Here is a 15,496-nt window from a genome sequence, read left to right on the forward strand (position 1 = left end):
AGTATAAAATAAGAATTGTTAGAAATGAAATAATTAAATTTATTATATAAGGGAGATAAATACAATGACAAAAGTTACTTTACAAGACATAAAAAATGCTAGAGAAACTATAAAAGATATAGTAAAAAAGACAGATGTGTTAGAAAGTGTTAAACTTAGTGATATAACAGGGGCAAATGTTTTCTATAAATGTGAAAACTTACAAAAAACTGGTTCTTTCAAAGTAAGAGGAGCTTGTAATAAAATAGCTTGTTTAACTGCTGAAGAAAAGGCAAACGGTGTTATAGCATCAAGTGCTGGAAATCATGCACAAGGGGTTGCATTAGGAGCAAAAATGAGTGGAATAAAAGCTACAATAGTAATGCCAGCTACTGCACCACTTGCAAAGGTTACTGCAACTAAAGGATATGGAGCAGAAGTAGTACTAAATGGATTAGTATATGATGATGCTTATGCAAAAGCTGTTGAAATACAAAAAGAAACTGGAGCTACTTTCTTACATCCATTCAATGATAAAGAAGTTATAGCAGGACAAGGAACTATAGCTCTTGAAATATTTGAACAATTAAATAATGAAATTGATACTATATTATGTCCAATCGGTGGAGGGGGAATAATAGCTGGTGTAGCAGTAGCAGCTAAAGCTTTAAACCCTAATGTAAAAATAGTAGGAGTTCAAACTGCAAATATACCTTCAATGCAAGAATCAGTTAAGAATGGAAAGGTAACAACTGCATTTAAAGACACTACAATAGCAGATGGTATAGCTGTTAAGACGCCTGGAGATATGACGTTTGAAATAATAAAAGAATTAGTTGATGAAGTTGTAGTTGTAGAAGAATCAGAAATTGCACAAGGTATGTTATTCTTAATGGAAAATCAAAAAGTTGTAGCAGAAGGTTCTGGAGCAGTAACTACAGCGGCGTTATTAAATAAGAAATATGTACCTCAAGAAGGGGAAAATGTAGTTTGCATAATATCTGGTGGGAATGTTGATGTTAACACATTATACAGAGTAATAGGAACTGCTTTGGCTAAAGAAGGAAGAAGATATTCATTTAATACGGTAATACAAGATAAGCCAGGTGGACTTGCTGAATTAACTAAAATAATAAGTGAAAATAATGGAAATATATTAAGTGCTAACATATCAAGATTAGCAATGGGTGGAGCGTTAGGAAAGCAATCTGCTGAAATAGTGTTAGAAACATTCACTACAGAACATATAGAAACTATAAAACAATCTGTTAAAAATGCAGGATTTGAAATAGTAGAAATGTAAATTAATTTACAAACATACAAAAAAAGACAAAAAACTTGAAATTAAATGCAGGCTAAAGATAAAATGAAAAAAAGATTATATTTTTAGCCTGCATTTTAAAAAAATATGTGCACAATGACTTATAAAATAGTATAATAGTATTTGAAAATGAATACGATATACATAAAAAATTATATTTACAGGGAGGAATTACAAAATGAAACATCAAGTAATACACACAGATAACGCTCCTAAAGCAATAGGACCATACTCTCAAGCTGTTAAAGCTGGAAATATGTTATTCGTATCTGGACAAGTTCCATTTGTACCAGAAACTATGGAAATAGTTGAAGGAGATGTTAAAGCTCAAACTGCTCAATCTTTAAAGAATGTTAAAGCTATATTAACACAAGCTGGATTAGATTTTTCACATGTAGTAAAATCTACAGTATTCATAAAAGATATGAATGAATTTGCAGCTATAAACGAAGTTTATGCAGAATACTTCGGAGAAAACAAGCCAGCTAGAGCTTGTGTAGAAGTTGCTAGATTACCAAAAGACGTTAAAGTTGAAATAGAAGTAATAGCTATAGGATAATTCTTTTTAAGAATAATTAAAAAATGACCAGCTAAGTAACTGGTCATTTTACAATTAAATCAATAATTGGAATAAATTTCCTTTTGAATTATAGTTTTAAAAAAACTTCATATAATGAAGATATTATTAATTTTTATTTATAATTTAAGTAAGATAAGCTTAATTTTTCACTAGAAAATATTTAGATATTGTAAAAAAATATTTTATAATATTTAGTTTATATATAGTTTTAAGGATATAAATAAAATATGTATATATATTAACTTTAGATAAATAATATTTATAGAAGTTATCTAAAAGATAAATATTTTATATACTAAGAATTTATAACTAATCTGATTTGTAGGTAAGTTATAAATGTAATCACTAAGCTTGGCAATGGACCTGTTTTTGATCCACATATTTGCGAATATGTTTAAGGTTGTTGGTGACATGAAGTAATTCGCCGACACGTCGCTCAAGCGAAGTGAGTTTTTTGTTTATAGGTTTTAAATATATAATAGACACTAAAGAGATATTTAGATTAATTTAAATAAGACATTAAAGAAAAAGAAAGAGGTAATATAATGGCTAAAGATTATAGTGTATTTGATATCGTAGGGCCTAACATGATAGGTCCATCTAGTTCTCATACAGCAGGAGCGGCTAGACTTGGAAAAACTGCTTCTAAAATAGCAGGAAAGCCTGTAAAGGAAGTGAAATTTTTACTTCATGGTTCTTTTGCAGAAACTTATAAAGGTCATGGTACTGATAAAGCGATAGTTGGTGGAATACTAGGATTCCAACCAGATGATGCTAGAATAAAGGATTCTTTTGAATTAGCACAACAAGCAGGTGTTAAATTTGAATTTATAAAAACTGATTTAGGTGATAGTGTACATCCTAACACAGTAAAAATAGAAATGGTTTTAGAAGATGGATCAAAATCAACTGTAATGGGTGCTTCTATAGGTGGAGGTAACATAAAGCTTACAGAAATGGATGGACTAGCAATAGACTTTAACGGAGCAAGATCAGCTGTAGTAATAGAAATAAAAGATATCCCTGGTGCAGTATCGTTCGTAACAGGATTACTTGCTCATAATAATAAAGATATAGCAACAATGTCAACAAATAAGCCAGCTAGATCTGAATATACATTTGTTACAATAGAAACAGTTGATGAGTTAGAAGAAAGTCTGATAGATCAATTAAGAAAATTTGAAGTAATAGCAAAGATTGTAGTTTTAGATAAATTCTAATAAGTAAGGAGAGACATAAAAATGAAATATAACTTCACAAGCGGAGCAGAATTATTAGAAAAATGTAAAGAATTTAACATGTCAATACATGAGATATGTTTAGAGAGAGAGGCTGAACTTTCAGGATTATCTAAAGAAGAAGTAAGAGAAAAAATGAGAGTTAGTTTAAATATAATGAAGGCGGCTACTGAAAGAGCTGTTGAAGAAGATATAAAATCTATGGGTGGACTTATAGGTGGAGAAGCTAAAAAATTAACTAAATACAGAGGTTTATCAAGAAGTGTATGTGGAGAGTTAATGAATAAGGCTATGGTTGCTGCTATGGGGACTATGGAAGTTAATGCTTCTATGGGATTAATAGTTGCTGCACCAACAGCAGGTTCTTGTGGTATACTTCCAGGAGCTGTTGTAACTATAGGTAAAGAGTATGGATTTAGTGATGAAGAAATGATAGACGCTTTATTTGCAGCTTCTGCAATAGGTGTTATAATAACTAGAAATGCTACAGTATCTGGAGCTGAAGGTGGATGCCAAGCTGAAACTGGAGCAGCAGCAGCAATGGCTTCTGCTGGTGTAGTAGAAATGATGGGTGGATCTGTAGAGCAAGCTATACATGCTGCATCTCATTGTTTACAAAATGTAATGGGGCTTGTATGTGACCCAATAGCAGGACTTGTTGAAGCTCCTTGTCAAGGAAGAAATGCAATAGGAGTTGCAAATGCTTTAATATCAGCTGAATTATGTTTAGCAGGAATATTAAACATAATACCATTTGATGAAACAGTTGCTGCAATGTACAAAGTAGGTAAAACACTTCCAATGGAGTTAAGAGAAACTGCATTAGGTGGAGTAGCTGCTACTTGTACTGGATGTTCTTTAACTACAAAAATATTCGGATAGTATATAATATAAAAAAGCTGGTTATGCTAATGCATACCAGTTTTTTTGTATTATTGACATAAAATTTCAAATACAATAAAAAAGAAATAGGTTCAATGTAGAATGAATACTATTTTTAAATTATGAATATTTCAATTTGATTATTTTAGAATTATTTAGCTGAAAATTAATGAATACTATAACAAAATAGAAAAAATGTACAGACTAATAGTATATTAAATTATTATAAACATGAAACAATTAAATAAAAATATTACAAATTAGAATTAAATAATAGAAATAGAGTAACAATTTGAGAATGTGGAACAATAAATAAAGACACATTAGAGAAAAAATTAAGGCCATATGATTCTATTTATATAAACTAATGTAATGTGCAATAAAATTATAAAGGATTGATATTATGCTTAACTGGCAATGGAAATTTGCAGATGAATATGAAGATTGTGGAGATTGGATTAGTGCAAGGTCATATATGTACAAAGAATGGATTAATGATAAATATAATATAAAAAAATTATTAAGGTTAAGTTTTTTATGTTGGATAGTAGTTATTGATGTAGGGCATTTAGTAGATGAGAGAAAGATAAATAAAAAAGAGTTTGAGCAAACATTAAAAGAAATATTTAATTTTGGACTTAAATTTTTTAGAAATAATGTTCATTTTTTATGGTTATATGGATATATGATTTCTATAACTCCTTCATTATTTGGAGAAGAAAGTATGTTTGAACAAGTAGGTAAACAATGGACGTATGAAGCATATTTAAAAGTACCACAGGATCCTATAATTAAAGGTATTTTCTTACAAGGTATAGAACCTAAATTTAGAGATAGGTTGGGATACAAACAAGTTTGTAGAGAAATTATGTCAATTATTAATGATAATTTTAAAGGAAATGGATATATGCAAAAATATTTTAGAAGTTTATTTTTAGCAGAGGTATTATCCGAAGATTAATAAAAAACAAGCTCATGAATTTATATAATGAGCTTGTTTTTATTAGTATTACAACATTCACAACTCATAATAAAGCCTCAAAAGTATACATAAATTATTTCATATTATAGATAAGTATTAAATAAAAGTCTGTAACAGATGATATAAATTTATATAAAAAAGATTTCATTAAAAAGGATAGCAAGATAAATTGCTATCCATATTTTTGTTATAAAATTTTAATGTTAATAAAAGCTTTTATCTTCGTCTTTTTTTGTAATGATATTTTTTGTTAGAATAAATATTTTTGGTTTTTCTTCTATTTCTTCTATTTCTTCTATTTTTCTTTTTTACAATAATAAAAATAACAAATATTATTAAGATGAATAAAATTAATAATAATATTTTTAGAGCTGCCATTATAGCTTTATTTTCAGTAACAAAAGCAAATATGCTATTAACATTATCCTTAGCTACTAAATTTATAGTATGTTCTACTTTATTTCCGTTATGTATTTCTAAAGTACCTACTTTATCACCTTTACGAATAGGTAAATCAACATTATCTAATTTAATCTCTGTAGTATATTCACTTTCTTTAGTTCCTTTAGGTAAAACTAATTTATAACTATATTGAGGTTCATAAACTAATTTCTTTTGTTGGCTAAATAAAACTTTTTTACTATCTATGTAATCTTTTTTATTAATTATAGTAGTAGTATAAAAATTATCAAATCCATAATCTAATAAGGTTCTAGAGTCTAAATACAAATTATTTCCATTAGTTTTAAAAACTGCAGAAATAAGTCTCATGTTATTTTTAACAGCACTAGACAAAAGGCATCTACCAGCTTCATCAGTATACCCGGTTTTTATCCCATCAACTATATCATATTTGATAGGTATTTCTTTGCCTTTATAATTTATCGTTTCCTTATCTGATGTTAAAAATTTATTAGTATTTCCAAAATTTCTTATATAAGGATTTTCTTTAGTGGATTCAAAATGAACAGAATCAGTTTTGACAATTTTTCTAAAAATCTCGTTACTCATAGCCTCTCTTGCCATAAGAGCCATATCATATGCTGTAGTGTAATGATTCGCATCTGGCAATCCGTTGGAATTGTTAAAATGAGTGTTTTTAGCACCAATAGCCTTGGCTTCTTCATTCATTAGCTTAGCAAAATTCTCTACAGAACCACTCACATAATTAGCTAATACAACAGCTACATCATTAGATGAGTGAATTAATAAACCATCCAATAATTGTTTAACAGTGAAAGATTCACCATTTTTTAAATACATACTAGATCCTTCTATAGGTGGCAAGTCTTTTATTTCAATGACTTGATTTAAATCAGGAACATGCTTTATAACGATATAAGCTGTCCAAGCTTTCGTAGTTGAAGCTGGATAAAGCTTAGAATTACCATTTTTACTATATAAAACTTTTCCAGTTTCGTAATCCATCAAAACTGCATATTTAGCAGTGAGATTAAGTTTTGTATCAGCAGCAAAGGACTTACCTGTATTACCAAAAACAGAGGTAAGTGTTATAAGGAATGCTACTAAAAGCGATAGAATTCTTTTCATGCGGGAACCTCCAAATTTAAAACTTATATTTTAGTATATCATATTTTAGTCAATAATAAAAATGAAGGAGTGATTTAAGTTTGAATAAATTTGGTAAAATTATAATATTTTCAGTAGCAATTATTTTGAGTATATGCACAATTATATTAAAACAAGATTTGGCAATTAAAGAAAATGTATATATAGTTAGTAAAAGTGAAGATAAAAGAATAGATATACCCAAAGGTATAAATAAAGAAGTAGATAAAGAAAAGTATAAAATAGATAGAGAAAAAATAAGTGAAAATAATAAAAATATGATAACAATATTCATAAGTGGAGAAGTAAAAAAACCTGGGGTTGTAACTATAGAAAGTAATAAGAGATTACATGATGCTATAGAACAACTAGGGGGTTTTACAAATGAAGCAGATTTAAACCAAATCAATTTAGCGATGAGAATTGAAGATGAAAATCACTATATTATACCTAAAATAGGTGATAATACAGAGACTAATGATGCCTTAACAGATATAAATTATAATATATCTATTAAGGATGATAATCAAAGTAAAACACAAAAAATAAACATAAATACTGCAAGTATACAAGAATTAGATACCTTGCCAGGAATAGGTGAATCAACTGCAAATAAAATAATAAACTATAGAGAAGAAAAAGGAAAATTTAATACAATTGAAGCAATAAAAAATGTGAATGGAATAGGTGATAAAAAATATGAAGATATCAAAGATATGATTAGTGTAAACTAAAAATAGATATTAAATGAAAGTTAGTTTAATAATAAGAAGAATATCTACTAAATAATTTAAAGAAATACATTAAAATATGATATCATAGTTATATAAAAGATATATCAAGGAGATACACAAATGGAAATTATAAAAAGACTTACAGATATGACGACTTCAGGTGGGTGAGCTGCTAAAATAGGGCCAGAGGTTCTGGCTTCAGTTTTATCTCAGTTACCAAAGAATGAGAACACAAATAAATTATTAGTAGGATTAGAAACATCAGATGATGCAGCTGTATATAAATTAAGTGAAGAAATGGCATTGATACAGACATTAGATTTTTTTACACCTATGTTAGATGATCCATACATATTTGGACAAATAGCTGCATCAAATTCATTATCAGATGTATACGCTATGGGTGGAGTTCCTTTAGTTGCAATGAATATAGTTTGCTTTCCAGGGTGTCATGATATGAATGTACTAGCTCAAATACTAAAAGGCGGATTTGATAAAGTAAAAGAAAGCGGAGCACTTTTAGTAGGAGGACATACTGTTGATGATAAAGAGCCTAAATATGGACTTTCTGTATCAGGTATAGTACATCCTAAAAAAGTTTTATCAAATGCAACTTCGAGAGTTGGAGATAAGCTAGTTATAACTAAGCCTATTGGGGTTGGTATATTAAACACGGCTATGAAAGAAAATCTAGTTGAGAAGGATCTAGCAGATAAAGTTATTGAAGTAATGGTACATTTGAATAAATATGCAGCAATGAGTTTTGATAAAATAGAGGTAAATTCAGCCACAGATGTAACTGGATTTGGACTTTTAGGACATGCCTTAGAAATGGCAAAGGCATCTGATGTAAGTATTGAGATAAACTCAAAAGAAGTTCCTATATTAGAAGGTGCTGTTGATATGGCGAAAATGGGAATTATACCAGCAGGTATGTATAGAAATAAAGAATATGTAGGTAAAGATGTTGAATTACAAAACATAGAAACTGAAATAGAAGATATTTTATATGATCCACAAACATCAGGAGGATTGCTAGTATCAGTTGATGCTAATTTAGCAGACATACTTGTTGAAGATATGAAAAAGAATGGATCTATAGAAGCTAAAATAATAGGTGAAGTAAAATTAAGGGGAGATAAATATATTAAGGTTATATAAAAATAACCGTATTTTATGTTATAAGAATTAATTTCTTATTCATTTAAAATTAAAATAAGAGAGAGTGATTATTTTGAATAAAAGAGAGTTATTTGCTATGTTGCCATCAGTAGATGAAGTTCTGGGAGATAAAAGGATAATAGATGTACTAAATGAATATCCAAGAAACTTAGTTCTAGAGTCAGTAAGACAGATTATAGACTTAAAAAGAAAAGAAATTGTAAATTTAAATGAAGATAGAAAAGAAAAGTTAAATATAGAATTTAATGATATAATTGAAAGTTCGATAAATAAAACTAAAATAAATTATTCTTTGTCTTTAAAAAAAGTAATAAATGCTACAGGAACAGTTATACATACTAACTTAGGTAGGTCATTGCTTAGTGAAACTATAAAAGAAGAGTTATGGAATTCTGCATCTAGATATTCTAACTTAGAATATAATTTAGAAAAAGGAGAAAGAGGTTCAAGATATTCTCATTTAACAGAAACTATAAAAAGGCTTACTAAAGCAGAGGATGTATTAGTTGTAAATAATAATGCAGCAGCAGTACTTCTTGTTTTAAATACATTAGCAAAAGATAAAGAAGCTATAGTATCTAGAGGAGAGCTTGTAGAAGTTGGAGGTTCATTTAGAATACCAAGCATAATGGAACTTAGTGGAGCAAAATTAGTAGAAGTTGGAGCAACTAACAAAACACATTTAAAAGATTATGAAAACGCTATAACTGAGGATACTAAGGTTTTAATGAAAGTACATACTAGTAACTATAGGATATTAGGTTTTACACAAAACATAGAAATAGATGAATTATCACAACTTGGTAAAAAACACAATATTCCGGTTATAGAAGATTTAGGAAGTGGAGTTTTTATAGATTTATCTAAATATGGGCTATCTTATGAACCAACAGTTTTAGATTCTATAAATCAAGGAGCAGATATAGTTACATTTAGTGGTGATAAAATGCTTGGAGGACCGCAGGCAGGTATAATTGTAGGTAAAAAAGAATACATAGAAAAGATGAAGAAAAATCAACTTACAAGAGCGCTAAGAGTAGACAAACTTACTATATGTGCTCTAGAGGCAACTCTTAGAATGTATTTAGATGAAGAAAAAGCTATAAAAGATATACCTACGTTAAGAATGCTTACATACAAGATTGAAGAATTGCAAGAAAAAGCAGATACTTTATTAAATAAAATAAAAGTATTAAATTTAGATGCAAGTATAAAGATAGAAGATGGATTTTCTCAAGTAGGGGGAGGATCTATGCCTTTAGAAACCATAAAAACAAAGGTAATAGCTATAACTCCTAATAAGATGAATGTATCTGCACTAGAAAGAATACTTAGAGTAAGCGAATCTCATATAGTAGCTAGAGTATATGATAATAAATATGTACTAGATGTGAGAACAATATTCGAAGATGAATATGATATTATTGTAAATGAACTAAAAAAGGCTTTTGAATAAAAGACTTTGATAGGGGGCTAAATATGAAAAATATAGTAATAGGAACAGCAGGACATATAGATCATGGAAAAACAACGCTTATAAAAGCACTTACAGGAAGAGAAACAGATACTTTAGCTGAGGAAAAAAAGAGAGGTATATCAATAAATTTAGGATTTACATATTTTGATTTACCAAGTAATAAAAGAGCTGGTATTGTAGATGTTCCAGGGCATGAAAAATTTATAAAAAATATGTTAGCAGGTGCATCGGGCCTAGATATGGTTTTATTTGTAGTTGGAGCGGATGAAGGTGTAATGCCACAGACTGTTGAACATTTAGATATATTAAGTTTTTTAGATGTAAAAAATGGAATAATAGTTTTAACAAAATGTGACACAGTAGATGAAGAATTTATAGATTTAGTAAAAGAAGATATAAGAGAAAAGGTAAAAGGAACCTTCCTTGAAAATGCAGATATTTTAGAGGTTGACTCTATATCTAAAAAAGGTATAGATGTACTTATTAATAAAATTGATAAGATGAGCAATGAAATAGAATGTAATAATGAAAATTCACCAGCAAGGCTTAATATAGATAGAGTATTTTCCGTAAAAGGTTTTGGAACAGTAATTACAGGAACTTTAATAGAAGGAAAAATTAGTATAGAAGATGAGCTTGAAATATACCCTAAAAAAATAAAGACTAAAATAAGAAGTATTCAAGTTCATGGGGAAAATGTTGACACAGCTTATGCAGGTCAAAGAACAGCAATAAATATTTCTAATGTCAAAGTTGAAGATATTGAAAGAGGATATGTATTAGCGTGTAAAAATTCATTAGAAGAAGCTATGATGTTAGATGTTAAAATTTCTTTGGTTAATCATGCTGATAAAACTTTAAAGCATTGGGATAGACTAAGATTGTATCATGGAACAAGAGAAATACTTTGTAGAGCTGTACCTTTAGATAAAGAAATAATTGAATCTGGAGAAAGTGGATATGTTCAATTAAGGCTAGAGGAAAGTATAGTAGCTAAAAAAGGAGATAAATTTGTGGTAAGATATTATTCTCCTATGGACACTATAGGCGGAGGCATTGTAATTGATACAGCACCTAAAAAACATAAAAGATTTGACGAAAAAGCAATACAATCACTTAAGATAAAAGAAAAGGGTGAATTAAAAGATATATTAGAAGAATATTTAAAAAGAAACCTTAATGTTTACCCAACTAAAAAAGACATAATGAGTTATAGTGGAGATAGTGAAGAAAATATTAATAATGCTTTAGGAAAACTACTACATGAAAATAAAATTGTATTAATCAATAATATGTATATGCATATAAAGCAGTATGAAATATTAAAGGAAGGCTCTATAAAACTCTTAACAGACTATCACAAAAAATATAGATTAAGAAAAGGAATATTAAAAGAAGAATTTAGATCTAAAATAGAAAGCAAATTTAAAACAAAAGAAATAGATATACTAATAGAAAAATTATGTAGTGAAAATAAAATAAAAATTAACGGGAATTTAGTTTCGCTATATGAATTTAATGTCATTTTAAATGATAAACAAAAAGAAATAAAAAATAAAATAAAAAGTATGCTTAAAAGTAGTGGAATGCAATCTATTTTAAGTATAGATGATATATGCAAAGGCAATCATTACTATGAAGAAGTCTTAGAATCTATGATTGGTGACGATATTGAAAAATTAGATGATGCATATATAATTGATAAAGAAATATATATAAATGCAAAAGAGAATTTAATACAATATCTAAAAGAAAATAAAGAAATAACACTAGGAGAATATAGAGATTTAATTAATTCAAGTAGAAAAAATTGTATGATTATACTAGAAAATTTTGATAGAAATAAAATAACAAAAAGAAATGATAATAAAAGAATATTATTTTAGAACTATATAAAAAAATGTTAAAATTTAAATAAAAGTGATATAATATAGTAGTAAAATACCAAGTTAAGTATAAATAATAAGAATATACATAGCTTGGTATTTTTAATTTGGATGAAAATAAAGAATTATCAGATAATTAATTTGCAATAATTAGTTTGAAATTTAAATTAAAGGGGGAGAAAAACGTTGAATGTTACAACACATACTATGAAAAATAATAATAACGAAGCAATAAATATTTTATTGATACTTGTTATATCAGTAGGATTAGTATTTGTAATAAAAGATATAAATAAATATATGGTATTTATACATGGTATATATGCAACATTTTTAATTGCTATGGGAATAATTGTGTTCAATACAATGAAATTCAACGTAAATAAATTTTCTGAATTTTTAGGAAGATTTTTTGCATTAACTGGTATTTTAGAAATTATCATTGTGTTTATTTGTTTAAACACAAATCATGAATATAATTTTACTATATTACTATCTATTGTGACAGATTTATTACCAACAGTAGCAATATATATGAGCTTTAATTATATGCAAGAAGATAAAGATATATCTAAAAATATATTTGTAATATTTATAGGTAGTATATTGTTTATAAGTTCGATTAAACTTATAAACAATATAGTGATAAAAGAAGAATTTATATTTTATTTAGCAAATATTGTTAATATATTTACAATATTTATGGTTATTCTTATAAATGATAAGATTAAAACAATAGGAAATGAACTAGACGATGATGAAAAAGGTTTTTTTAAGAAAATAATAATAATTATTATCCTATCGAGGATACCTACAATACTGCATATTTTTATAAAAGATTTATATATAGAAGATATTTTAAAACAAATAATAAATAACCTTACGATATATTATTTATATAAATATATTGTACATACAAATGTGAAAAAACCATATGCAAAATTAAATGAAATAAACAACGAGTTAATTCAAAAATCAGAAAGTTTAAATAAAAAAAATAAAAAACTAATAGAAGAAACACAAAAAATAGAAAAACTAAAAAAAATGCTTAGTAGTAAAGAGGTAAAATTACAATCGACTTTAGATTCTTCTGTAAATTGTATAATAGTTTTTAATAATAAGAGGAAAATAACTTATGCAAATAAAACATTTGAGCAGAATTTTAGACATAACAATTCAAGTGATTATTATAAAATAGAAAGAGATATTAAACCTATACTTAAAAATTATGATGATTTTGTAAAAAATATAGATTATGTATTTAAGTTTAATAAAAATGTAGAAAATATGACTTATACAAAAAATAATAAAGTATATAAATCTATATTTGCACCATTAGTGATAAAAAATGAGACACAAGGAACGTTATGTATTTTAATAGATAATACAAAGAAAAAAGAATTTAAAGAAAAGATAATGGATATAAATACAAGATACGAAAGATTTTTAGAGAGTATAGGAGATGGAATAATAGTTATCCAAGATGGTAAAAAAATATATGTTAATAAAGCATGTAAAGAAATCTTTAAGGATAAATTAGATGAGATAAACTTTAAAGTAGATTATAATAATGATAATTTAGAAGAATGTTATGATATAGATGGAAAGAAAGTATATGTAGAAATGAGTTTTTCAGAATATACAAAAAATAATCAAAACAAAACAATAATTGTTATAAGGGATATAACAAAAAGAAAAAAAGCACAATTAAAACTAAAAGAAAGTCAAAAATCCTATGCAAGACTTATAGATATATTACCTGATGGGATTTGTTTATTAAATAAACACTTAGAAATAAGTTATGCTAATCAATCTTTATTAAATATGTTAAAAATAGATGATATAAATAAGATAAAGAGTTTAAATATCAGAAATATAATAAATTTAAGTTTAGATGAAGATAGCAGACTTGGAAGAAAGATGAGAAAAGTATTAAATGAAAATAAATATATGCTATTACTTGAATATGAGTTAATTACATATGATAAAAATAAAGTTCAAGTAGAAGTAAATGCATTACCTTTTTCCGTAGATGAAAATAAACACATAATGCTTATAATAAAAGATTTAACACATAAAAAAACATCTGAAATGGCCGAAAAAGAATTACTAGATAGATTGAAAACAGATAAGATAAAAACTGAATTTTTTGCTAATATGTCTCATGAACTAAAGACACCATTAAATGTTATTTCAAGTTCAAACCAATTAGTAGATTCTTTATATAAACATGGTAAGATTGAAGATTACAATGATAATATGAAATCTCACATAGAATTAGTAAGACAAAGTTCTTATAGATTACAGAGGTTAATTAGCAATATAATAGATTTAACAAAAATGGAATCTGGTTTCTACAATTTAAAGTTGACTAAACATAATATTGTAAATGTTATAGAAGATTTATTTATGAAGGTGGAAGAGTATGCAAGAAAAAAAGATATAAGTATTATATTTGATACGGATAGCGAAGAAATAAATGTAAATATAGATAGAATTGAAATAGAACGGGTTATATTGAATTTACTATCAAATTGCATTAAATTTACCAATAATGGAGGATGTATATCTGTAAATATATATGATAAAAAAGAAAGTGTGGATATAAGTGTAAAGGATAATGGTGTTGGTATACCTAAGAATAAAATTAATATAATATTTGAAGAGTTTGCCCAAGTAGATAAGACACTTTCAAGAAATACTGAAGGAAGCGGGATAGGTCTTACGATAGTTAAAAATTTAGTGGAGTTACATCAAGGTAGAATAAAAGTTAATAGTAAAGAAGGAAGAGGAACAGAATTTATAATAAATATTCCTACAACAAATGTAAGTCATGAAGATTATAAGGAAGATCGAAGAATTTATAACATTGATGAAAAAATCAAAATAGAATTTTCGGATATATATTATTAAAATTAGGAGAGCGAGTATGAATAGTAGATGTTTAAAAGATGAGAATGCATCAAAATCAGGTTATAGCTTTTATATTATAAGTCTTTTAATACTACTAATAATAAGCTTTATAGACACATCATCATATGAGTTTATAATAATTATTATAAGAAGCTCATTAAGCTTACTTATAGTAGTTTTGATGCTTAATGCTATTGAAGACAAAAATAAATATATTGCATTTGTTGGAGTAGGATATATAATATCTAATATTTTAGATATATTAGGCTCAATTGTTACCAATCAACAAAATTTATTGAATAAAATAAATATATTATCAAGTTCACTAGGGACAATAGTATTTTTTATAGCTATTAAATATTTATTCAAGGAAGGTACTTATGAAAGGAAAAAGTATATTAATTACCTAAGATTAGTAGGCATATTTATAGGTTTAATTTTATTTATAAATTTAGATTATGTAGTATTTAATATTTATAATATTAAGATAGAAATAATAATGTTTACTTATATTTTGAATATAATAACTTTAGTGCAAACAATAAAAATGATAAATGTACACATTAAAAATTATTGCTATGAAATTAATAATCTTAAAATGATAAATAATATATTACTTATAAAAATAATATATTTCATAATAGAAGTTATTACCTATATTAATTATGGTGATAATAAATTAATAGGTATAGTGTTAGATTTTACGAGTATATTACAAATATACTTAGTATATAAAATAACTATACAAAATAT

General features: G+C 26.5%; 12 protein-coding genes. 11 read left to right on the forward strand and 1 reads right to left on the reverse strand.

All coding sequences use genetic code 11. From position 1 onward, the window contains the following. Positions 1 to 64 precede the first annotated feature (64 nt). The 5 genes from ilvA to VLM92_RS10660 all read left to right on the forward strand — a co-directional run bounded on the left by ilvA (position 65) and on the right by VLM92_RS10660 (position 4,961). Positions 65 to 1,282 (forward strand): threonine ammonia-lyase, encoded by a 1,218-nt coding sequence (ilvA, locus tag VLM92_RS10640; RefSeq protein WP_325276321.1) that lies wholly within the window; start codon positions 65 to 67, stop codon positions 1,280 to 1,282. A 196-nt stretch (positions 1,283 to 1,478) separates the two neighbouring features. Further along, entirely contained in the window at positions 1,479 to 1,859 is a 381-nt protein-coding gene (locus tag VLM92_RS10645) for a RidA family protein (protein ID WP_325276322.1), read from the forward strand. Positions 1,860 to 2,425: 566 nt separating this feature from the next. Continuing rightward, complete coding sequence (sdaAB, locus tag VLM92_RS10650; protein ID WP_325276323.1) at positions 2,426 to 3,100, forward strand: L-serine ammonia-lyase, iron-sulfur-dependent subunit beta; 675 nt, start codon at positions 2,426 to 2,428, stop codon at positions 3,098 to 3,100. Positions 3,101 to 3,121: 21 nt separating this feature from the next. Beyond that, positions 3,122 to 4,000, forward strand: a complete 879-nt coding sequence (sdaAA, locus tag VLM92_RS10655) for an L-serine ammonia-lyase, iron-sulfur-dependent, subunit alpha (RefSeq protein ID WP_325276324.1) — start codon at positions 3,122 to 3,124, stop codon at positions 3,998 to 4,000. Between the two features lie 403 nt (positions 4,001 to 4,403). Next, entirely contained in the window at positions 4,404 to 4,961 is a 558-nt protein-coding gene (locus tag VLM92_RS10660; RefSeq protein ID WP_325276325.1) for a hypothetical protein, read from the forward strand. Between the two features lie 237 nt (positions 4,962 to 5,198). Here VLM92_RS10660 and VLM92_RS10665 read toward each other — a convergent pair whose 3' ends face one another. Further along, complete coding sequence (locus VLM92_RS10665; RefSeq protein WP_325276326.1) at positions 5,199 to 6,533, reverse strand: D-alanyl-D-alanine carboxypeptidase family protein; 1,335 nt, start codon at positions 6,531 to 6,533, stop codon at positions 5,199 to 5,201. Between the two features lie 80 nt (positions 6,534 to 6,613). Here VLM92_RS10665 and VLM92_RS10670 point away from each other — a divergent pair, with 80 nt between their 5' ends. From VLM92_RS10670 to VLM92_RS10695, 6 genes are all read left to right on the forward strand, one after another. Further along, positions 6,614 to 7,285, forward strand: a complete 672-nt coding sequence (locus tag VLM92_RS10670; protein WP_325276327.1) for a helix-hairpin-helix domain-containing protein — start codon at positions 6,614 to 6,616, stop codon at positions 7,283 to 7,285. Between the two features lie 120 nt (positions 7,286 to 7,405). Beyond that, the gene (selD, locus tag VLM92_RS10675) at positions 7,406 to 8,446 is read left to right on the forward strand and encodes a selenide, water dikinase SelD (protein WP_325276328.1); all 1,041 of its coding nucleotides are present in this window, start codon (positions 7,406 to 7,408) and stop codon (positions 8,444 to 8,446) included. Between the two features lie 97 nt (positions 8,447 to 8,543). Beyond that, positions 8,544 to 9,923, forward strand: a complete 1,380-nt coding sequence (gene selA / locus VLM92_RS10680; RefSeq protein WP_325276335.1) for an L-seryl-tRNA(Sec) selenium transferase — start codon at positions 8,544 to 8,546, stop codon at positions 9,921 to 9,923. Positions 9,924 to 9,946: 23 nt separating this feature from the next. Beyond that, a complete protein-coding gene (gene selB, locus VLM92_RS10685; RefSeq protein WP_325276329.1) occupies positions 9,947 to 11,830 on the forward strand; it encodes a selenocysteine-specific translation elongation factor in 1,884 nt (627 codons plus the stop codon). A gap of 186 nt (positions 11,831 to 12,016) precedes the next feature. After that, positions 12,017 to 14,743 (forward strand): PAS domain-containing sensor histidine kinase, encoded by a 2,727-nt coding sequence (locus tag VLM92_RS10690; RefSeq protein WP_325276330.1) that lies wholly within the window; start codon positions 12,017 to 12,019, stop codon positions 14,741 to 14,743. 16 nt (positions 14,744 to 14,759) lie between these two features. Next, on the forward strand, positions 14,760 to 15,496 hold a 737-nt coding region (locus tag VLM92_RS10695), incomplete at its 3' end, for a hypothetical protein (protein ID WP_325276331.1).

The sequence above is a fragment of the Romboutsia sp. genome, assembly GCF_035470145.1.
Lineage (GTDB): Bacteria > Bacillota > Clostridia > Peptostreptococcales > Peptostreptococcaceae > Romboutsia_D.